Genomic DNA, 21,758 nt, shown 5'->3' with positions numbered 1-21,758 from the left:
GCTATGATGTCGATTATTGCTTTTCGATATGACAGGCGCAGCAAGCCATCCGGCGCGGGATCTTCTTACGGCACATGCCCGAACGTACAGGCGTCTTGTTTTGGGAGCGTTCATTTCTCGACCAGGTTCGGCATCTTGAGAGGCCCGCATCGCAAAGCGGATTCCCGTTCGCAAGCTTGGGGTGCTTCCGGTTGGCAGCATTCTCCTTAATTCTTACTGCCGGTACTATTTAGGGTCGCCGCAAATTTCCCTTTTGGATGCAGAGATGCATATCTTTTACGCACAATTCTGCACAATTTCTGCGGGAGGTACCATGCCGCAAGTTCTTCCTTTGAACGGCAAGTGCTCACCGTCGTTAGCTCAAAATGATTCTTTTGGAGGAGTACAAGAGGAGGTCACGTCCGGTTGGCCTGACGGTGCTCAGGTGAACCAGCGCCACGCCCGCGGGGCAAGCGACCGGCGGCAGCTCGGAAGGGACGGCTAAGCCGATAATGAATTTTGGCTGAATTCCACACAGAGAACTTCTGCAAAAGATTGTCGTCGGCCAGCTGTGCTGAAAACGTTCGATCCGATGTTTGGTATACTGACGCTACTTTTTGCACGAGGCGTGGGTTCTAGACGATTGCTCCGCCCAGGCCCAAAATGACTGGTTCTCACTGCGAAAATGCGCTGGGAGCCGTAGAATGTCTCCGTTGGTGGTGGCGACATTTACCGGGTTCGGTTCGGAGGGGCTCGTAAGGTGCCAGATGAGTCAGGCGCGCGACGACAGGTCGTCAGCTCTTCCAGTAGCTGTGTGTCACCATCCAAGCGCGTAAGCGGCGGCTCGTCGCGGATCGGCGCCGCATTCCAGGACGCCTCTATCGCGATCATGGCGAACGAGACACACGCCGCCGGCGCGCCATAAACGATCTGGCCATAAGACGACCTTATGACCGAGTTGTGACAATACGTCGGCTGTTGCTTCAGAAAACCGTCCTTCCAGGCACAGTCGGCCAGGAAATGCGGTGTGCGGCGCGAAAGAATCAGGGTGACTATAAGTAATGAATCGTGGCGCCTCGACGGCCATCTGAGGGTCCATTCCGAACACCGATATATTGAGCAATACCTGTAGCACCGCCTGGACCTGACTGTCGCCACCCGGGCTGCCGATGGGCATCGTCATCTTGCCCTGGCGAAACACCATCGCGGGGTTCGGGGTGAGCCTCGGGCGTTTGCCCGGCGCGACGGATGATGGATGTTTAGGATTTGCCCACGATTGCGAGCCGCGCGAGGAAGGAGCGAGACCGGTTCCAGGAATGACAATTGTATCGCTGCAGGTGTCGCTCGGGCAAATGGAAATTGCGTTTCCGTGTCCGTCGACGACGGCGACATGCGATGTATCGAACTGCCCATCGTCGCTCTCATTGTGAGCAACTGTGGAGCTGCTGACGTTGTTTCCAGCGGGTGGAAGTTCTGGCCATGCCTTGTCTTTTCGAATCAACATTCGGCGCATCTCGGCGTATGCCGGCGACAGCAGCATGTCGGCGGGCACATGGATTACGTCGGGATCTCCGTAGAATGCTTCGCGGTCGGCAAACACAAGCTTGAGTGCTTCGGCGACGACATGAACGTACTCGGCCTCATTGTGGCCGAGAGAACGAAGATCAAAGCCCGCGAGGATATTGATCGCCTGCAGCAAGGCCGGACCCTGACTCCAGAATCCGCACGAGTGCACGTCTAGATCCCCGAACTTGGTCGACACGGTCGGAGCCAGCTTGACGTGGTATGTCGCCATGTCCTGCTCGGTAAGTAATCCACCATTCTCTGCATGAAAGTTCGTGATTGCGCGCATCAGGTCGCCGCGGTAAAAGGCATCTCGGGCCGCCTGCAGCCCACTGATCCGGTCGCCGCCACGGCTGATCGCGGCAGTTTCCTCGTCAATCATGTATTGCAGACTTCGCGCTAGATCGCGTTGGATGAAGATATCTCCGACAGCCGGGCTTATTCCTTCCGGGAGATAGATTTCACGATTCGAGGGCCAGCGCGCATTCTTGTGCGCCACGAGTTGAAGCTGCTCAGCCAAGAAGGGATACATTACAAACCCTTCTCGCGCGAAGCGTACCGCGAAGGTCGCGACGTCTCCGAATGACATCGTTCCGTAGCGTTTGAGGGCTTCAAGCCAAGCCGCAGGCGCGGCGGGGATTACCGTCCGCAATATGCCTTCGGGTACTTGGCCCTCATGCTGACGCAAGAATAACTCACAACTCGCCTTCGCGGGCCATTGCCCGACGCCATCGATGGACACGAGTTCGGCTCTATCCGCCACCCAAATGATCATGGGCGCGACTCCGGCGATGTTCACCTGATCACTGTGTACGACCCCTAGCACAAGGCCTGCGGCCACGCCCGCATCAATCGCGTTACCGCCTGCCTGCAAAATCTCGAATCCAGCGTGCGACGCAAGATAATGCCCGCTGGAGATCGCGTGCCGGCGAGCCGAAATTACCGGTCGCCACGCTTTGAATGCGCTCTGCTGGCTTGCCCCTGTTGCTGAATCCGCGGAGCCCGTGGAATTCATGGATGCCATTTTTAAACTCCAAACTTTTAGGGCAGCGGTGGTCGGGTATATTGCGCGCCGTTTTACGCGCGTGCGGATAAAGACGATCGAAAGTAACGTAAAGACACTTCTAGCCGATATCCTTCACGCGAGCATTCCGGAGATGTTAGCCCGCGGATCTTAGGGTCGGAGGTAGTGCTCGAACCATTCGCTCGCCTGCCGCTGGATCTAAAATTGGTCAAACTGGCGAAATCAGTCGCAGGCTTATCCCTCAAGTTTTCCACGTAACCCGTATCCAAGGACACCCTGATCCCGTAACCGAACATACCTGAACTCACAGGCCATCGTCATGCGATTAAGGAGGAGCGCAACTCCATGCTTACTCATCCACCAGATTATTCGCGCAGCATTCGCCCCAATGCCAGCATCTGCGGCACGCTGATTGTGTCGCTGTGGCCTGCCGATGCCAGGGGGTGCGATGCAAAGCGCGCGATTACCATCTCCGCCTTCGGCGCGACATAAAGACGTTGCGCGTGCTGGCCCCGCGCCTCGATCGCGCCCAACTCGTTGTGCGACACCCACCACATACTGCGGTACGAGTAGCCGGGCAGTCCTTTGTAGGGGAACTTGGCGGGGTCGCCGCCCCTTTGTACGTCGTGCACGACGGACGCGGGAATGAGCTGTTTGCCGTTCCACTCGCCTTCACGCCGGATCAACTCGCCAAAGCGCGCTAGGTCGCGCAGGGTCGCATTCAGGCCGCCGCCCGCCGACGGCATGCCGGCCGGATCGACGATGACATAGCCGTCCTCCTCGCAGCCGAGCGGCGCCCACAGGCGCTCGTGCAGCAGTTGCGCGAACGAGCGGCCGGTCACACAAGCCATGACCCAGGCCATCACTTCGGTGTTGACGGTCTTGTAAGCAAAGACTTCGCCGTGTGTACCTTGCTTGCGCACGGTCCGTAGGTAGTCACATAAGGTCTGTGCGCCGAGGTAACCAGCGGGCCGCGGCCGCCGACCGCTGGCGATCCTATACGCCCAGACATCGGAGCGCTCGTCCGTGTACTCCTCGGTATGCGCCAGACCGGTCTGCATGTCCATCACCTGACGCAGCGTGGCATCCTCCCACGCCGTGCCCTTCAACTCCGGCAGATAGTGCGGGATCATCTTCGAGTCGTCGAGCACGCCTTCCTGCACAAATGCCGCCGTCAGCGTACCCGCGTACGACTTCGTGACTGAGTAGCACGCATGCGGCAGCTGCGGCTCGAGCGCGCCGAAGTAGCGCTCGTAGACGGTGCGCCCGCGATGCAGCACCACGATGCCATCGGCGTAGGTGTCGAGCAGCGCCCCGTCAAAGCGGCGGATGCGGCCATCCCCATCCGCAAAAGCAAGCGCGTCAATGTCGGCGGATTTGTCGCTGTGTTCGAACTGCGAAGGCGTGCCCTGCCCACGCCACACGTTCACCGTCGCTACGAGCTCGCGCATGTGCGACAGCGACCAGCGCTTCTGCGGGAAATCGAACGAAGTGTCGCTCTCGAAGGTGACGCGCCTATCTTCGGGCGGCGGCGCACCACACATCCAGCCAAGTTCGCGCGGATCGGAGGCGCGGCCGTCGAGGTAGCGCTTGCCCTCGAACTCGAGCGTGCCTTCCTCGACGTTATCAAGGGGTGCACGCAGTTCAATCTCTGTCACGATCTTGCTCACGTTTTAGTCCTTTACGAATCGCGATAATAGTTGGCCGTGCGAGCGTTGAATAAGAGCCCGGCGGTCGATCCTGCACAGGATGCAAGCGGCAATCGTGTCGTCAGGTCTTGTACATGTTCCACATTGGATTAACCGCGGGCATCTCGATCAGGCCGGCGAGCGTCGTGCGCCGCGCGATTGGCGAAACATACTGCCCCAGCAGAATGTCGCCGACGAAGTCCCACCACACGCGCTGCATCTGGCGGGCCAGCGCTTTGCGCTCGTCGAGCGTTTCGACGTCAGCCCATTTGGCTCGAAGAGCCTCGTACTCTTCGCTACTCGGCCAGCCGTACCAGCCCCTGTCGCCATTCGCGAGCAAAGCAGGGTTCCCAAGCGGATCGGTGCGGGAGAAACCGGATTCGCTCGTAATGAAGATGTTCCAGCCACCGTTCTCTATGGAGCCCTTGTTAGCGCGGCGTGTGACAACCCCGCCCCAGTCGCTCGGCGCGAGTTCGGCAAGTATCCCTATTTTTCGCAGTGCAGCCGCTAAAAGCTGCACGGCATTGTCGAACGCGGGCAGATTCGTGGGCTGGAGAATGACAATTTTCTCGCCGGCATATCCGGCCTCCTTGAAGAGCTGTTTGGCCTTTTCCGGATCGCCACCTTTCTTGTACCATCCCGTGTTTTCATCGTTGGAATAGGGCGTGCCATTTCCGAATATCGACGTGACGGTTTGGAAGTATTTTGGATCGCCAATCGCCGCGCGCATGAACACCTCCTGATCGACGAGGTGAAGCATGGCCTGACGCGCCTTCACGTTGTCGAACGGCTTCCGCAAACAGTTCAACCGCAGGTGCATGACCGAACCTGTCTTATTTCGGACCTGGAGTGCAAGATCGGGATCGCTCTCGATCGCCGAGTATAAATCGGCGGGCGGCCCCTCAACGTAATCAATCTCGCCGCGCCGTAAGGCCGCTATCGCGGTATGCTGATCAGCGATATTGTCCCAGATGACTCGATCCACGTTGACGAGCTTCCCGCCGGCGAACCCATCGGCCGGTTCACTGCGCGGCACGTATTTCTCGTTGCGGTCATAGGCGAAGCTGACCCCCGGCTTGGCGAGAGCTTCGTTGAACTTGAACGGCCCTGATCCGATGTTCGCGGTCACCTGCTCGGTTGGGGGCCGCTTTGCGTCCTTCTCGCGCATGATGAACAAGTCCGGCGACGAGTATCTCCCGAGGATCTCGGTCAGAAGCCCCAGCGGCTCCTTGAGCGCGATCGTGAAAGTCTTGTAATCTTTCTTCGAGATATCCTTGGCCCGCTCCATGATCAGTTGTCCGCCGGCCGCTATCTGAGCCCAGCGATGGATTGAGGCCACACAGTCCGCGGCCATGACAGGGGTGCCATCGTGCCAACCCAGACCATCGCGCAGCTCGAACGTGTAGGTCTTCTTGTCGTCGGAAACACCCCACTTCCCCACCATTTGCGGCTGCGGCATGAACTTGGAGTCGAGCGCGAACAACGTGTCGTAAACCGCCAAGCCATGGTCCTGGGTTATAACAGCTGTCGTAAAGATCGGATCGAAGATCCGCAGGTCGCTTGCCTTCACCATGCGGACCGTCCGCGTGGCGGTTGGGGCTGTCTGTGCCGGCAGGACCGAAGGGATCGATAAACCGGCTCCCGCCACGAGGCTCGCCTTCATGAGGTCGCGTCGCGAGATTGTCATGTTCTTCAACTTCCTCCCACTTGGCACCTGCTTCGATCTTATTGCGGGTTCTCTTCAGACTCTCCGCAATTCTCCGGCTTTAGATGCAAAAACCTGACCGTCTTGCGTAGATTCTGCAGGATTTCTGCGGTCAGGCTCGGCCGAAGCTGTCCGGTTCAATGCCGCCATAACCAGCTTGTCGCAGAGCCCCTGAGCGATGGCCGACGGTCGCCTGCTTATCGCCGTGGACACTGTCTCGATCGTCGCACCACACCATCCGCCACGACTTAGAATCCCGCAGCGGAACGTTGGCACCACGAAATCTCATACGGGTTACCAATCCCCTCGAACGGGTCAACGGTGAGATCAAACGACTAACCGAGGTGGTCGGCCTGTTCCGCAATGAGGACCCTATCAGCCGCCCCGCCGGCGTCCTGCTCGAGCGGAACGACGAGTGGCTCCGGCCCAAGCCGGCGAACGGGGTGACCTGCTCTCCGCTACACCACGCAGGGACATGATCCCAGGCTCAAACGCATGAACTACTTGCACGAACATGACACGAATGTTGCCGAATGGAGGGAAGTAGGTTTTCGAGCGAATGTTGTGTCAATGGAGTTGGCGTGGTGGGGAAATCCCGCGTGACGGCCCTGGCGCGACGCGAGGAGCGTCGCTTCTCGTACTATTCCAATGGAGGTGAGACGACCTATATCGCCTCTAATCAATCTTACGAGTGTCGACTCGGACGAGGCGATCTGAAGGGTTTTGCGCAGCATAAGGGCAACTTGATAGACTCGGGTTCTTGCCGGTCACAGCTCCGGTCAGCCGGTGAAGACGACAGTCTTCTTGCGATTGAGCACTACGCGATCCTCGAGATGATGGCGCACCGCGCGGGCAAGTACCCGCCGCTCTATGTCGCGCCCTTTGCGCACGAGATCATCGGGAGTATCTCGATGCGAGATCCGCTCGACGTCCTGCTCAATAATCGGGCCCTCGTCGAGATCGGAGGTGACATAGTGGGCTGTCGCACCGATCAATTTCACACCCCGCTCATGGGCCTGATGATAAGGCTTGGACCCTTTGAAGCCTGGCAGAAACGAGTGATGGATGTTGATGCAGCGTCCCGACAACTTTGCCGATAGCCCGTCGGACAGAACCTGCATGTAGCGTGCGAGGATAACGAGGTCTGTGTTAGTCTCCTGGACGAGCTGCCAGATTCGCGCCTCTTGCTCCATTTTCGTCTGCTTGGTGACCGGAAAATGGTGGAAGGGCAGTCCCCCTAGATCAGTGGAAGCCAGATGCTCACGGTCGTGATTGGAAACGATCGCCGTCACTTCCATGTCCAGTTCGCCGATGCGCCAGCGATAAAGCAGATCCGTCAGACAATGGTCGAATTTCGAAACGAGTAACATAGTACGTTTTTTTGCGGAACTCTGCCGCAAAGTGAATGTCATGGCGACCCGCTTCGCGAGTTCCTCAATCGACGCAGCGATTTCCGCCTCCGATTTAGCCTGCTCAAGGCGATCGAAGACAACGCGCATGAAGAATTGACCTGTCTCGGTGTCGTCAAACTGCTGAGCATCGAGGATATTGCAACCAGCTTCAAACAGAAGGCTTGAGACCGCCGACACGATGCCTGGACGATCGGGGCAGGACAAAACGAGGACCATGGAGCGGTCTGACATTGCGGTTACCGCCCGACGGCGGCCTCTCGTAGACTTGGTTGAAATAAAGGAGGATTGGAAGTTATCCCTCGGAGCGTGCTGTGAGCAGCTCTTGGGCGACCAAGTCTTCGATCTTACGATACTCGCCCTTTACTCTAGTGCGGTTTGAGTCGTAGAAAGCGCGAAGGGACGCGATGGCTGCGTGCCGTTCACCCGCGATTTCTATCTCAAAGGATCCTTTGACCAACCATTCGGCAGTCACTCCGTGCTCCGAGCGTAGATATCCCATACCGACACCGCAGCCCAGGGTGTGGCCGAAGCCCGCGGAACGCAGGTAGCCAACGAGCGATCCGTCGCGCCAGACAGGCTCTGATCCGAACATCAACGGCGCCGCCCGGGGCGCGGCCAATTGCACAAGCCGTCGGCGCGGAACCTGCCCGCGCTGCGACTCAAGAACCGTCCGCCCGATGAAATTCTCAGCCTTGTTCCAGGCAACCGTGAAGCCCAATCCCGCTTCGAGCGGAGAATCCTCATCACTTACATCCGCGCCCCAGTCGCGGTAACCCGCCTCAAGACGTAACGTATTCAGCGCCACGTAACCCGCGTGGCGCAGGTCGAGGTCGCCTCCCGCGGCGATAAGTGCATCGTAGACACCCAGCGCCTGTTCGGTCGGAACGTGCAGCTCCCACCCGAGCTCTCCCACAAAGGTCATGCGGAAAGCGAGCGCCATGCCATAGCCAATCTCGACTTCTCGGGCCGTAGCGAAAGGAAAGGCAGCATCGGAAAAATCCGCCGGACTCACGCGCATGAGCAGCTCGCGCGAGCGCGGGCCCATGACGGAAAGGCACGTGTACCCCGACGAGACGTCGGTGATGAATACGTGTCCGGCACCTTTGGCATGCTTTCGCAGCCAAGCGAGATCCCGGATGCGCTGCACCGCCGCTGTAACTACTAAAAACTCCTCATCACCGGTTCGTGCGATCGTAACGTCGGACTCCATGCCGCCGCGCTCGTTAAGCCATGGCGTGTACACGATGCGGCCAACCGGAACGTCAACGTCATTGGTGGAGAGGCGCTGGAGAAGGGCTAGCGCATCACGGCCTTGTACCAGCAGGTGCGCGAATGAAGTCTGATCAAACAGTGTGACCCCGGAACGAGTTGCCTCGTGCTCCGCCGCGCTCGCCTTGAACCAGTCGTCGCGAGCGAACGTGGCGTGGGCGCTCGCCGCGGTCTCGGGCGCACCAAACCATTGGGCCCGCTCCCACCCAGCAGCCTCGCCGAAGTTCGCGCCAGCGGCTGCCAATCGATCGTGCAGCGGCGAGACGCGCACCTTGCGAGCAGTCTCCGGTGACTTGTGAGGCCAATGCAAGGCGTAAAGGAGCCCAACTGCCTCGCCCGTCCGATCGCGCAGATATCGTCGATTGCGCTGGAACGGCATGGCGCGCCGCACGTCCATTTCCCAGTAGTCACTGGCGGGCATACCAGTCGACATCCACTCAGCCATTACCTTGCCGGCCCCGCCAGACGACTCGATCCCGCACGAATTAAAGCCCGAGGCGACATAGAGCCCATCGATATCAGGCGCAGGCCCTAACAGGAATCTATTGTCGGGCGTAAAACTCTCCGGGCCATTGAAGCTCAGCTGCAGCCCCACATTTTCCAGCGCCGGCATGCGGCGCAAGGCATTGGAAAGGTGAGGCTCGATATGTTCGAAGTCATCGGGTAAAGAATCGAAACTGAACTCACGCGGAATCCCCTCCATGCCCCAGGGTTTCCCCTTCGGTTCGAAGAAACCTACAAGCAATTTGCCGGCATCTTCTTTTGCGTAGAAACACGCGTCAAGATCGCGCACGGTGGGAGTATCGGGCAACAAACCCGCAATGGACTCTGTCACGACGTAAAAATGTTCTGCCGCGTGCAACGGCACCGTCCAATTCAGTTCGGCGGCCAACCCCCGGCTCCACATCCCCGCGCAGATCACGACCTTTTCGGCGCGCACGACGCCTTCCGCGGCCTGAACACCGGAAATTTTTCCTTCCTCGAGCAGGACGCGCGTCACGGGAGTCCGCTCCAGGATTTTCGCTCCTCCCTGCCGCGCGCCCGCCGCGAAAGCGCGCGTTGTATCCACCGGATTCGTCTTGCCATCGGAGGGGATCCATGCCGCGCCGAGCACATCTGCCACGTCGAGCAAAGGCATGCGTCGCTTGGCTTCAGCTGCATCGATAATCTCGACATCGAGGCCAAAGGAACGCCCCATTGACGCACCTCGCTTAAGCTCCTCCAGCCGCTCGGGCGTCGCCGCGACGGTAACCGACCCACATTGCCGAAATCCGGTGTGCTGCCCCGTGAGCTCCTCAAGTTCTCGGAAGAGCCCCGCGGTGTACTGAGCCAGTTTAGCCATGTTCTCACTCGCTCGAAGCTGAGTGACCAAGCCGGCCGCGTGCCAAGTGGTCCCGCAGGTCAGTTGATCGCGCTCGAGCAGCAGAACATCGCGATGCCCGAGCCGAGTGAGATGATAGGCGATGGACAAACCAATGATTCCACCGCCGATAATGACGTATTCCGCTTGGGACGGCAGCTTGCTTTGCATTCTACGACTCAGAAAAAATGAATACAGGGAGGTGTGGGGCAGCCAGCATCAGCGTGTTGACACCGCTGACGCGCTCATAGGCACTAACCATAAAAGTTGGTTGTGCGGCACGTCGCGAGCAAGTGGCGCGATTTCGAGCGCATTGACACGATTGCCACGCAGGACCCCGCTAACCAGCGAATGGTGGCGCAGCCTAAGGCGTACAAATGCAGGCAAAATCGACCACCCTTTCCGTGCATTTCGCTTCCGTGACCTTGGGTCAACGAGCAAGTTGAATCTGTTCGCCATATTATCGAGCTCGAGATCCGAATTTCATCAATGTGGGCTTCGCGGAGCAGGAAGTCTGCGCACGATCGATAAAGCGTGAAGCTTTTGTATCGTCCACCATAGCATTCACACGGGCCACATCGAGGCAAGCTAAGGCTGGAAACGATCGGCTCGTGTTTCGCAGATGATTGGATGGCCGATCGGCGTTAGCTCGAAAAGCGAGCGGGGTCATGGAGCATCCCGCCTCGACATCGCGCACGCCTAGCCGCGTGGCTTGATTAGCCATGGCACGCAATTCTACAGAATTCCGGTTTGCGGGAGAGCTCGTAGTCGCGTCAACATTCCTACTAAATCTCGAGCGCCTTTCGCCGGCCGATGCAAACACATGTTTCTCATATTTGGCATGCTTCAGGTCAATCAGCACAACATGGCACCGCAGAACCATTGACAACTGCAGCCCTGTCGCACTTTTTGAGATCATTCCGCGAATTGAGTTGCACGAGCCTTTTTTTCGGAGGCCGATGGCCAAGCGTGTTGGCTTTCAGGATGACTACCCACCAATGACAACCGCCGGCGCGACACCGCCGCGCTAACGGTGTTCGCGAGCAAATAAGCTACAGTCATCGGCCCCACCCCGCCCGGTACTGGCGTTATGTAGCTTGCGCGCTTGCTCGCCTCAGTGAAAGCTACATCTCCGACGAGCTTAGCGGTGCCGGCCGAATCCATCGCACGATTGATGCCGACATCTATGACGATCGCCCCCTGCTTGAGCCAATTGCCTCGCACCAGACCCGCGCAGCCGGCGGCAGCGACGACAATGTCAGCCTTTCGACAGAGGTCCGGCAGGTCTCGCGTCTGAAGCTGCGCGCTGGTCACGGTACACCCGACGTCGCCAAGCAGAAGTCCAAGAGGTTTTCCGACAATATTTGAGCGACCAATGACAACAACGTCCAGCCCATTCAAATCACTCACGACGGTTTTGATGAGATGAACAACCCCGAGCGGTGTGCAAGGGGCGAGAGCTGGCCGCCCCATTGCCAATCGGCCAGCATTGTAGGGATGAAAGCCGTCCACATCCTTGGCCGGATCGATGGTCTCTAGGACCCGCCAACGGTCAATGTGCTCGGGCAGCGGAAGCTGAACCAAGATGCCGTCGATGGTATCGTTAACGTTGAGCTCCTCGAGCAGCCGCAGCAGCTCGGCCTCGTCAACGTTACTCGGCAGCAGGAATTGTTGAGACTTGAACCCCACGGCCTGCGCCTGTTTGGCTTTCGTTTTCACGTAGACCGCACTGGCCGGATCCTCCCCCACCAACACGACGGCCAAGCCCGGGATAACGTTGAATTCCGCTTGGAGCAACGCCAGATCACGGGCCACGTGAATCCGAATAGCCTCCGCGATCGCCTTTCCGTCTATTTGGATAGCATTCATGATAGATACCTGACGATTTGCGTCGAGTTCGCTCTTGCAGTAGCGGCGACCACGATTTTTCGTCGCCTGCCATCGGCGAGCGCGACGAACAATAATTGATGCGTTCAAGATAGACCTGTCAGAGACGAGTATTTCGCAGCTTTTCTTATCAATCGAAGGATTTACTGCATCACAGAGGGACTTCGCGGTGAATTCCAACTCAGGTCCGGAAGCGCCTATGTAGTGCGTCGGATGGACGTCCGCATTCTCCCGATTTTGTAGAAGAATTGTGGATGTACAGTTCCGTGCAGTGAGACCCTCACATCTGCTTCATCGAGGACTCGCATGCGACGTGCGAACCTGTCCCCTCGCTTCTCTATTCAGCAATTCTGTCGAGACATCAATTAAGGAGCGGGAACCGCCCCGGAGGAATGTCGCACTTTTGCGTCAAGCCTGATCGTATCGCCGAAATCGCGGGCATTCCCCACTGCCGCGGGAATGAAGATCACAGAGCTGAAACGTGATCGCCGACGAGTTCTCCCAGGGCACGACTTCTCCACGTTAAGGCGCCTATGACAGAAGCGAGCGCAGCCGATACGTTCAGGCAACGTGCGCCTGAACCGGCTGGATCATGGGACGCCTTGCTTGCTCAAGGGCTTTCGCCTCCGCAACTTCCTGCCCTCCCAGGGTCGCCGCTCCGTGAGTTCCGCTCTCGTAAAGCGGTTGACAGAATTCACCATCACCGCTGAGGCGCTTTGTTTATCGAAAATGATGAATTGTGCGGCTCCTCGCACACATGTCTATCCCCCGCTTCTCGTCGCCTCCTACGCGGCGGCGGCTTTATGGTTAGCAGCAAGATCGAGATACTTCTGAGCTTCCGCGCAATACCAGTCCGCATAACGTATGAGCATCGGCTCTGCCTCCTGCGAGTAGGGACCCGGCCGGTATCCCTTGCCATTCACGCCCCGCTGGTTGAGCTCGGAAAGGTCCTTATCCTCTTGATTGGTTTTTGCCCAAAGCGTAGTGAGTCCTTCGAGGGTGTAATCGACGCCTTCTTGCGCATCCTTGTGGACAAATATCTTCCAGGTGACGACGGTCTCTCGCGCCGCTGTCGGCATGGCACTGAACGTAACAACGTAATCGCAAAGCGCGTGCAAATAGGCATGCGGGTTTAGCGACCAGCGAAACCAGCCGATCTCCGGCTCGCAGAGCAGTTTACTGACCGAAGGTTTTCCATTCATCGTAAGCGAGCTGCAGCCCGCCTTGAGTGGAAAGCGATGCGCGCGCCACCACTCCCCTGCCACAGCATTGAGCGGCTCTCCTGGTGCCTGGCCCGTCGCTACTCCAGCAGCGGCCATGCGGGCCGCGAACTCATCCGCAATCGGACGCCAGCTATCGATGTCTCGGCGGGTTGCGAAGGGGTAGGCCGAGGACGTAAGGCTCGCATGCCCCACAGCGCAGTGGTAGCATTCATTTGCATTTTCCATGACAAGCTTCCAGTTCGCCCGCTCCACGAGCGTGGCCTCATACGCAAGCTTCACGTCGGTGAGGCGACTTGGGGCCATCATCGGCCCGACCTTCTCTCTGAATTCGACGAAGGGTGGCGGCTCCTCTGCAAGGCAGACATAGATAGTGCCGGCGACCGCCTCGACATGAAGCGGCAGCAGATGGATGCTCTTACGATCGAAGCTCTCTTGCATCCTGCCGGCCCCCTGTAATGAACCGTCCAGTCGATATGTCCATTGGTGATACGGGCAAACGAGCCGGGATTTGCGGCCATACCCGCTCTCGCAAATTTGCGCACCACGGTGTCGACAGGTGTTGTAAAAAGCTCGTAGTTCTCCATTATCATCGCGAACCACCACGATGGAAGAGCGCCCGATCGTCGTAGCCAAGTAACTCCCAGGGACGGGAAGCTCAGCCTCCAGCCCAACGAAGAACCAACAGCGCGCGTGTATGGCCTCCACATCGAACTCGAATATTTCCGAATCCGTGTAGAATTCCTGCGGAAAGCTGTATCCGGGGACCCGGGCCTCGAGAAGCCGACTAACCCGTTTCAGATCAATCATCGTTCAGGATCCTTCTGCTGGCTCGCGTATAGCGGGCCGGATTGAGAATTTCGCAAATGGGCGGCACTTCTACCTGCTTGATATCTGAGTCCGGCAACGCCCTGTACATGAACGATCTCATGAGAGTACATAGGTGAGCCATCCCTCATCGCATTCATTCGAAGCTCTTCCCAAAGCTCGCCGGCACACCAATCAAGGCCACCTGACACCTGTCGAACGGGAACTCTTCTTTGTTGAATTCTACTGTGCGGCAGGAGCCGAGTTTTCCCAATTGTTGCCGTCCGTTGCCGAAATTCTGCAGATGAGGGCAAAGCTTTCAAGCGTAATCGTTGATGGTTGAGTAAGGCAGAGACGTCGATTCGAAGCCTAGGGTCTGTACCTAGTTAGCGAACTCTGATTCCCTCGCAGCGGGTTGATTCCACGCGGGGGGACTTCGATGCGCAAAGGACTGTTCTGGCTCAACGACAAGCAATGGGCTCTGATAGAGCCGCATCTGCCAACGAACCAGACCGGACCGGTGCGCGACGACGATCGACGCGTCATCAGCGGTATCATTCACATGCTTCAGTGCGGCGCACGCTGGCGCGATTGCCCGCCCGACTATGGTCCCTACACGACGATCTACAATCGTTTCAATCGCTGGGCCAAGCGCGGACATTGGCGGGCGATCTTTGAAGCGCTCGCCCGCTGCGGCAAAGACGGCGTGACTTTGTCCATCGACTCCACCACGATCAAAGCGCATCGCTCGGCGAGCGGCGGAAAAGGGGGGAGCATGAGCAAGCGATCGGCCGCTCGCGCGGCGGGCGGACCACGAAAATCCACGCGCTGAGCGACCCTGACTGCAGACCTTGCGCATTTCATCTCACTCCAGGCCCGGACGCTGATATTGCTGCAGCGCCAGCCCTTTTGGAACTCGCGCCACCCATGTCTGCCCTCATTGGCGACAAAGGGTACGACGGCGACGGCTTTCGAGCCGAAATCGTCGATCGTGGTGCCAAGCCCGTCATTCCAAACAAATCCAACAGGGTCACTCTCCACAGCTTCAGCAAACGCGCCTACAAGGGGCGCAACGTCATCGAGCGCTGTTTCTGCCGCCTCAAGGATTTCAGGCGTGTCGCAACTCGCTACGACAAACTAGCCAGGAACTTCTTGGCTGCCATCCATCTCGCCGCCATCGTTGCCTATTGGATCAATTGAGTCCGAGCCCTAGCTCAGCTAGTCGCCTTTGAGCTGCTCACAGCAACTCGCAACCACCCATTCCAGTGTATCTTCATCCCAGGCGAGATATCCGTCCTAGAGTATGCGGACGCAATCGGAGCGGGGGCGCCTCTGACGCCTCCGAGGACAGGTGTTGTGAACAACTATTGCCCGGCACTGGCCTTGAACTGCACTCAAGGCTTCAGGCACGTAAGAAGATCTGAGTCCATCGCCACTCCTGGCGGCTGTGGAGCTGTTGTGACGACGGATCTCGATTGCGCCTACAGCAATATAGCTGCTCAATCTTTCGACAGTCGTCGCCGCAGCTTTTCTCCCGAAGCCAACATCACTAGACCTTCACATTTGGCCGCTGAGGAACACGTATTTGATAAACGGCGACGCTCGGCCAGTCCGGATCGTGCCTGAGGCCTGTTGGTACCATAGTTGCCGCCCCCCGAAACAAAATCCGATTTGAGCCGGATCGGCTGAGGTGCTTGGACTCGGAGTAAAGTGCGAACCTGCGAAACGTCTTCTCACGAAAGGAGGTGTGGTTCTGCGACAGCCGCGAGCGAGGAGTTCTCCCGAGCAGTCAAATCGACTGGGATGTGCGAGGCTGGAGCGCGCACATGACAGGCCACGACGCGCCCGTCTGCCATCGGTACCAGAGGTGGCACTTCCAGGCGGCAACGCTCGACCGCGAGCGGGCATCGCGGGTGAAAGGCGCAGCCACTGGGCGGATTAATTGGGCTCGGCACCTCACCCTCCACGGGCACCTCAAGCCGGACCCGCGTGGGATCCGGCACCGGAGCGGCCGCAATCAGCGCCTCGGTGTAGGGGTGGACCGGATTCGCGAAGAGGGCGTCACATGGGGCGAGCTCCACAATCCGCCCGAGATACATAACGGCGACACGATCACCGATATGCTCCACAACGCTGAGGTCATGCGAGATAAAAATGAAGGCGATGCCCATCTGCTGCTGGAGATCCATAAGCAGATTCAAGATCTGTGCTTGCACGGAAACGTCAAGGGCTGACACTGCCTCGTCGGCAATAATGAGCGAGGGCTGAAGGGACAGCGCCCGAGCGATGCCGAGGCGCTGCCGCTGGCCGCCCGACAACTCCGACGGAAGTCTATGCATCATCTCGGGCGACATTCCGACCTTGGTCAGAAGGTCGGCAGCAAGCGCTTTGCGCTGGTTCCTGCTGAGACGCTCAAAATTCTCGGCAGGTTCAGTAATGATCTGTCCCGCAGTGAGGCGTGGATTGAGCGATGAGTACGGATCCTGAAAAATCATCTGCATCCTGCGGCGCCAGGCCCGAAGCGCCTGCCTCTTCAAACCGGCAATGTCGGTTCCGTCGATCAGAATGCGCCCACTCGTAGGCTCTGCGATCCGCATCAAGAGCCGCGCGATCGTGGACTTCCCACAACCGGATTCGCCCACAATGCAGAGCGTTTCACCAGCCTGAACGGAGAAGGATACGTCCTCGACGGCCCGCACCACAGGGATGGTCATTTTCAGAAAACCTGCACCAAGCGCATAATGCTTGGTCAGGGTCTCAACCTTCAGCAGAGGATCGCTCATGCGCGCGCCACCTCTTCTGAACGCCAGCAAGCCGCGGCATGGCCAGGCCCGACATCACGCATGGTGGGTGTCTTCTCGCGGCAAATGTCTATCGCGAATGGGCAACGAGGCGCGAAGCTGCAACCAACGATCGGATCATGCAAGCTTGGTACAATGCCGGGAATCTCTGACAAACGGCGCCGAGGACCATGCCGTCGATGAGGCACCGAGCGCATGAGTCCCAAGGTGTAGGGGTGCGTTGGGCGCGCGAACAGATCTACGACGGTCGCTTGCTCCACAATTTGCCCTGCATACATCACGATCACCCGTTGGCATGTTTCGGCTACAACCCCCAGATCATGCGTGATGAACATTACAGCCGTTCCCATCTGCTTCTTCAGATCGATGATCAGCCGCAGGATCTGCGCCTGGATGGTAACGTCAAGGGCAGTCGTGGGCTCATCGGCAATCAATAGTTCCGGTGAGCAGGCAAGAGCCATGGCGATCATGGCACGTTGGCGCATGCCCCCGGATAGTTCGTGGGGATAATTGTCTACCCGACGCTCCGGGTCCGCGATGCGGACAAGACGGAGCATCTCTTGGGCCTTTTCTTTCGCAACTGAACGTGAGGCTTTCCTGTGGATCTGCACCGCTTCTGCAATCTGGCGACCGACGGTATGAACAGGGTTCAGGCTTGTCATCGGCTCCTGGAAGATCATTGCTATCCGGTCGCCACGAATTTTTCGCATCTCGCGTTCGGAGAGCTTCAGGAGATCACGTCCGTGAAAGAGGATCTCGCCGCCGATCGTCTTGGCGTTCAGCTTCGGCAGCAGACGAAGAATTGAAAGAGCAGTAACGCTTTTCCCGCATCCGGATTCGCCGACAACGCCGAGCGTTTCACCGCTCCTTACTTCGAAGCTGACACCACCGAGGGCACGTGTGACGCTTTCTTGGCCGTAAAAGTGTGTCTCCAGGCCTCGAACTGTCAGAAGGACGTCACCAGGTTTTTCGTGCATATTCATGTCAGCGTCTCCGCCGTGAGCGGACATCGAACAGGTCGCGCAAGCCGTCCCCGAGCAGGTTGGCGGCAAGCACCGTGATGGCAAGGCAGGTGCCGGGGGCGAAGACCGTCAACGGGGCAATGGCGAGATACAAGCGAGAGGTTGATATCATGTTGCCCCAGCTGGGGATCTCGGGCGGCACACCGAACCCAAGAAAGCTTAGCCCGGCTTCTATCAGAATCGCACTTGCGCACACATTTGCACTCTGGACCATAAGAGCGGGAATTGTACTCGGCAGGATATGCCGCCACAGCACCTTCGGCAGGTGCGCTCCGCCGCAGAGCGCGGCCTCCACATAAGGACGTTCGCGTACGCCGAGAACGACCGATCGAACAAGCCGCGTCACGCTTGGGATTTCGCGGATCGTAATGGCGATGACGAGAATGCCCACCCCAGGGCCCATCAGAAAAATAAGGGCAATCGCGAGCAGAATCGTCGGGATGGACATCAGACAGTCCATCATTCGCATTATAACATTATCCAACCAGCGAACATAGCCGGCGATAACGCCGATCAGAAGCCCGCAAACAGCCGCGCTCGCCGCCGACATCAATCCCACTGCCAGCGAGATCCGAGCGCCGAAGATCGTTCGGGCAAACACGTCACGGCCCAAGTTGTCGCTTCCAAACCACATCTCGGCTGAAGGAGGCCGAAGGCGCTTGAGTGGATCCATGTTCAGTGGATCGCCAGCGTAAAACGGGGCACAGAGCGTCAAAGTGCTCAACAGTATCAAGAGGCCGGCGCCTGCAAAGACCAGCGGACGCCGCTTCGCCAGACGAGAAACACTGGATATTCCCAGCCGAGACATTGGCACGGCGTCAACTGAAACGAAGGAGATGGTCATATCAGTACCGGATGCGAGGATCGACCAGAGTGTATGCAAGATCGACCAACAAGTTGACGATAACATACAGACCCGAAATGAGGATCAGCATGCCTTGAATGATAGGATAGTCGCGATTGTTAATTGCATCGACTACCAAGCGGCCAACACCAGGTATATTGAACACAGTTTCTGTGATGACGACCCCGCCGATCAAAGAGGTGAAACTTAAGCCAATGACGGTGAGAATCGGAACACCCGCATTTTTCAGAGCGTGATGGAAAAGCATGGAATATGACGAAGCGCCCTTGGCAGCAGCGGTTCGCATATAATCTTCTGATAGAACTTCGAGCATGCTCGCCCGCGCGATCCGGGCGATGAACGCAATATAGGGAATACTCAACGCCACGGTTGGCAGGATCAGACGCAAGAGCCAAGGCCCGATGCCGTGGCCAACAGATTCATAACCTTGAACCGGTAACCATTGCGCTTTGATGGCGAAGAGGTAGATGAGAAAATAGCCGACCACAAACACAGGGACCGAAAACCCGAGCGTCGCAAAGGCCGAAAGAAAGCGATCAATGAGGCCGCCACTTTGCCAAGCCGCGCAAACGCCGAAGGAGACCCCGATCGTCACCGAAACAATCATTGTCAACGTCGTCAGGGAAATGGTCGGCTCCAGCCTCTGGGAGATGAGTTCCAGTACCGGCCGCCCAGTAAAAATTGACGCCCCGAAATCGCCGCGAAGGATGCCCGTTGCCCAATGCACGAACTGAACTGGCAGAGGATCGTTGAATCCGAGTTTTTCGCGGATGCCCTCTATCATCTGTTGCGTGGCAGAATCGCCCGCAAGGATAGCCGCAGGGTCTCCCGGCGCCAGCCTGAGAAGCAGGAAAACGAAGATCCCGACCATGACCATCACGATGACGGTCCAGCCTAACCTGTGAAGGATGTAAGCGCCCACTGTTTGTCAAACCTTCTGCATATTCCACATCGGGATGATCGATGGCATGCCAATGAGACCGGTGAGGTTCTTCCGTCGCGCGATAGGCCAGAACGTCTGACCCAACATGACGGAGCCGACGAAATCCCACCATACGTTCTGCATCTTGCGGGCCAGCCCCTTGCGCGCTTCGAGCGCATCGACATCCGCCCATTTAATACGAAGGGCCTCAAATTCATCGCTCTTCGGCCAGCCAACCCAGGCTTTGTCGCCGTTCGCAGGGAAGAAAACATTGCCAACTGTGTCGCCTTGGCTATAGCCGCTACCGCTCGTGATGAAGATATTCCAGCCGCCGTTCTCGATGGGTCCTGTGTTGGCGCGGCGCGTAACAACGCCGCCCCAGTCGCTCGGCGCAAGTTCGGCATTGACCCCGATCTTCCGTAACTCGGCTGCCAGGAGCTGCGAGGCATGGTTCAGAAATGCTATATTGGTAGGTTGGAGAATGACGATCTTCTCGCCGGTATATCCGGCCTCCTTGAACAGCTGCCTGGCCTTTTCCGGATCGCCGCCCTTGCTGTACCATCCGGTATTTTCGTCGTTGGAATAGAGTGTGTCGCTACCAAATACCGTGACGGTACGGCCGCATCTTGGGTTGGGGGCCATGACACGCACGAACGCCTCCTGATCGATCAGATGAAGCATCGCTTGGCGCGCCTTTACATTATCGAACGGCTTCTGCAGAAAGTTCAAGCGCGCGTATACCTCACTGCCCGTCTTGTCCAGAATTTGGAGGTTGAGACTGGGATCGCCCTCGATCACCGAGTAAAAATCGACGGGCGGCGCCCCCAGGAAGTCGATCTCTCCCGCCTGCAAGGCCGCAAAAGCAGTCTGTTCATCCGCGATATTTTCCCAGATGAAACGATCAACGTTGACGATCTTCGCGCCGGCCAGTCCATCGGACGGCTCCTTGCGCGGCACGTATTTCTCATTGCGATCGTAGGCGAAGCTCACGCCGGGCTTGGCAAGAGGTTCGTTGAACTTGAACGGCCCGGAGCCAATATTCGCGGTCACCTGCTCTGTAGGGGGCAGTCTCGCGTCCTTCTCGCGCATCATGTACGGGCACGACGACAAAGGCGAAGCCAGAATGTCGATCAGGAGTCCCAGCGGCTCCTTGAGCGCAATCGCGAAGGTCTTGTCGTCCTTCCTGGAGATATCTTTGGTCCGCTCCAGATTCAATTGGCCGCCAGAATCGACCTGACCCCATCGCCGGATCGAAGCGACGCAGCCCGCCGCCGTGATGGGGGCGCCATCGTACCAACCGAGACCATCCCGGAGCTCGAAAGTATATGTCTTTTTGTCGTCGGAAACGCGCCACTTCTCCACCATCTGGGGCTGCGGCATGAACTTGGAATCGGGCGAGAACAGCGTGTCGTAAATCGCCGCTCCATGGTGGTTCGTGATCGTAGCCGCCGTATAGATGGGATCAAAAACGCGGAGGTCACCAGAACCTATGACCGTCCGGGCAGTCCGCGCGGCACTAGGCGCTGTCTGTGCCCGTAGGACGGATGGGATCGATACGGCCGCTCCGGCGGCCACGCCCGTTCTAATGAGATCACGTCGCGAAAACGGCACGAAAACTCCCTTTTTGCTGGTCCGCTTGCGGTGGTCCACCGCGCCTCGGCTTGGCGCTTGAACCGCACTTCAGATTCCGGTTTTCGCGCCTTATTGTTGGTCATCTGGCGCGGCATCATTCAGAATGGCATTAAAAAGGAGCGTCAAGATCACACCGTGCACAATCGCGTTGATTGGAGAAGGTGCCAGCCGACACCTCATGGGCGGAGAATTTAGCCCAGCTCCCTTGCTCTACGCGCTTGCGGTTCACGTCACCGCTCTGATTGTTTCACTCCCAGTGGCTTTGATCCGCGATCTTTGCCGCGCGGACACTTCATCATTGCGTCAATACTATTCGGGACGAAAGGTGATTTTCGCTAATTCATGACCGCCCAATGCAGAAATTATGCGCGATAGCCAGAGAACGCGGTGCTTTCACACATCCAGCTTCGTCTCGGGGTGGAATTAGTTCAATTCGGAACTAGAGACGCCGCGGCAAATGCTCGCCGCGGCTGGTCGCGTATTTGCACTATCGAAGCAGCGAACCCGCGGTGCCGGCCAGCACAATTTCGCGGGGCATCAACAACGACGACTCTCGTCGGTAGTCAAAGATGGACCGGGGCAATGAGTTGTTTACGCCCTTA

The 21,758-nt window shown here is 58.0% G+C and carries 13 protein-coding genes and 1 pseudogene; 2 read left to right on the top strand and 12 right to left on the bottom strand.

Annotated features, from left to right (window positions below; all coding sequences use genetic code 11):
- Positions 1 to 796: 796 nt before the first annotated feature.
- The 3 genes from WN72_RS09450 to WN72_RS09440 form a co-directional block, all read right to left on the bottom strand.
- Positions 797 to 2,566 (bottom strand): gamma-glutamyltransferase family protein, encoded by a 1,770-nt coding sequence (locus WN72_RS09450; RefSeq protein WP_208617511.1) that lies wholly within the window; start codon positions 2,564 to 2,566, stop codon positions 797 to 799.
- A 365-nt stretch (positions 2,567 to 2,931) separates the two neighbouring features.
- Positions 2,932 to 4,236, bottom strand: coding sequence for a serine hydrolase domain-containing protein (locus WN72_RS09445; RefSeq protein WP_244553886.1), 1,305 nt, complete (start codon positions 4,234 to 4,236; stop codon positions 2,932 to 2,934).
- A gap of 100 nt (positions 4,237 to 4,336) precedes the next feature.
- Positions 4,337 to 5,941: an ABC transporter substrate-binding protein gene (locus WN72_RS09440; RefSeq protein WP_092218227.1), complete on the bottom strand. Its 1,605-nt coding sequence runs from the start codon at positions 5,939 to 5,941 to the stop codon at positions 4,337 to 4,339.
- A gap of 311 nt (positions 5,942 to 6,252) precedes the next feature.
- On the opposite strand from WN72_RS09440, the pseudogene WN72_RS09435 reads away from it, so the two are divergent.
- Positions 6,253 to 6,378, top strand: a pseudogene (locus WN72_RS09435) (transposase); the annotation flags it as partial.
- Positions 6,379 to 6,738: 360 nt separating this feature from the next.
- Here WN72_RS09435 and purU read toward each other — a convergent pair.
- The 4 genes from purU to WN72_RS09415 form a co-directional block, all read right to left on the bottom strand.
- Positions 6,739 to 7,602: a formyltetrahydrofolate deformylase gene (purU, locus tag WN72_RS09430; protein ID WP_208617510.1), complete on the bottom strand. Its 864-nt coding sequence runs from the start codon at positions 7,600 to 7,602 to the stop codon at positions 6,739 to 6,741.
- A 61-nt stretch (positions 7,603 to 7,663) separates the two neighbouring features.
- Positions 7,664 to 10,171, bottom strand: coding sequence for a GcvT family protein (locus WN72_RS09425; protein ID WP_092218225.1), 2,508 nt, complete (start codon positions 10,169 to 10,171; stop codon positions 7,664 to 7,666).
- Positions 10,172 to 10,915: 744 nt separating this feature from the next.
- Positions 10,916 to 12,067, bottom strand: coding sequence for a bifunctional methylenetetrahydrofolate dehydrogenase/methenyltetrahydrofolate cyclohydrolase FolD (gene folD, locus WN72_RS09420; protein WP_347337490.1), 1,152 nt, complete (start codon positions 12,065 to 12,067; stop codon positions 10,916 to 10,918).
- Between the two features lie 605 nt (positions 12,068 to 12,672).
- Positions 12,673 to 13,917, bottom strand: a complete 1,245-nt coding sequence (locus tag WN72_RS09415; protein WP_092218223.1) for an aromatic ring-hydroxylating oxygenase subunit alpha — start codon at positions 13,915 to 13,917, stop codon at positions 12,673 to 12,675.
- 436 nt (positions 13,918 to 14,353) lie between these two features.
- On the opposite strand from WN72_RS09415, the gene WN72_RS09410 reads away from it, so the two are divergent.
- Positions 14,354 to 15,114 (top strand): IS5 family transposase gene (locus WN72_RS09410; RefSeq protein WP_430640383.1). Its coding sequence is split into 2 segments (ribosomal slippage): positions 14,354 to 14,710 and positions 14,713 to 15,114, totalling 759 coding nucleotides; the frame shifts between segments, so codons are not numbered across the junction.
- 533 nt (positions 15,115 to 15,647) lie between these two features.
- On the opposite strand, the gene WN72_RS09405 is transcribed toward WN72_RS09410, so the two are convergent.
- The 5 genes from WN72_RS09405 to WN72_RS09385 are packed head-to-tail and all read right to left on the bottom strand — an operon-like array spanning position 15,648 to position 21,135.
- Positions 15,648 to 16,697 carry an ABC transporter ATP-binding protein gene (locus tag WN72_RS09405; protein ID WP_092218221.1) on the bottom strand — a complete coding sequence of 350 codons (1,050 nt, stop codon included), beginning with the start codon at positions 16,695 to 16,697 and terminating at the stop codon, positions 15,648 to 15,650.
- Positions 16,694 to 17,698, bottom strand: coding sequence for an ABC transporter ATP-binding protein (locus tag WN72_RS09400; protein ID WP_092218220.1), 1,005 nt, complete (start codon positions 17,696 to 17,698; stop codon positions 16,694 to 16,696). The genes WN72_RS09405 and WN72_RS09400 overlap by 4 nt, the downstream gene beginning before the upstream one ends.
- Position 17,699: 1 nt before the next feature.
- Positions 17,700 to 18,581: an ABC transporter permease gene (locus tag WN72_RS09395; RefSeq protein ID WP_092218219.1), complete on the bottom strand. Its 882-nt coding sequence runs from the start codon at positions 18,579 to 18,581 to the stop codon at positions 17,700 to 17,702.
- A gap of 1 nt (position 18,582) precedes the next feature.
- Positions 18,583 to 19,524: an ABC transporter permease gene (locus tag WN72_RS09390; RefSeq protein WP_092218218.1), complete on the bottom strand. Its 942-nt coding sequence runs from the start codon at positions 19,522 to 19,524 to the stop codon at positions 18,583 to 18,585.
- 6 nt (positions 19,525 to 19,530) lie between these two features.
- A complete protein-coding gene (locus WN72_RS09385) occupies positions 19,531 to 21,135 on the bottom strand; it encodes an ABC transporter substrate-binding protein (protein ID WP_092218247.1) in 1,605 nt (534 codons plus the stop codon).
- Positions 21,136 to 21,758: the final 623 nt, after the last annotated feature.

Origin of the sequence: Bradyrhizobium arachidis (assembly GCF_015291705.1) — a bacterium.
GTDB classification, from domain to species: domain Bacteria; phylum Pseudomonadota; class Alphaproteobacteria; order Rhizobiales; family Xanthobacteraceae; genus Bradyrhizobium; species Bradyrhizobium arachidis.
Note: the sequence above shows the minus strand (reverse complement) of the source record. Positions and strands in the feature narration are given on the sequence as shown.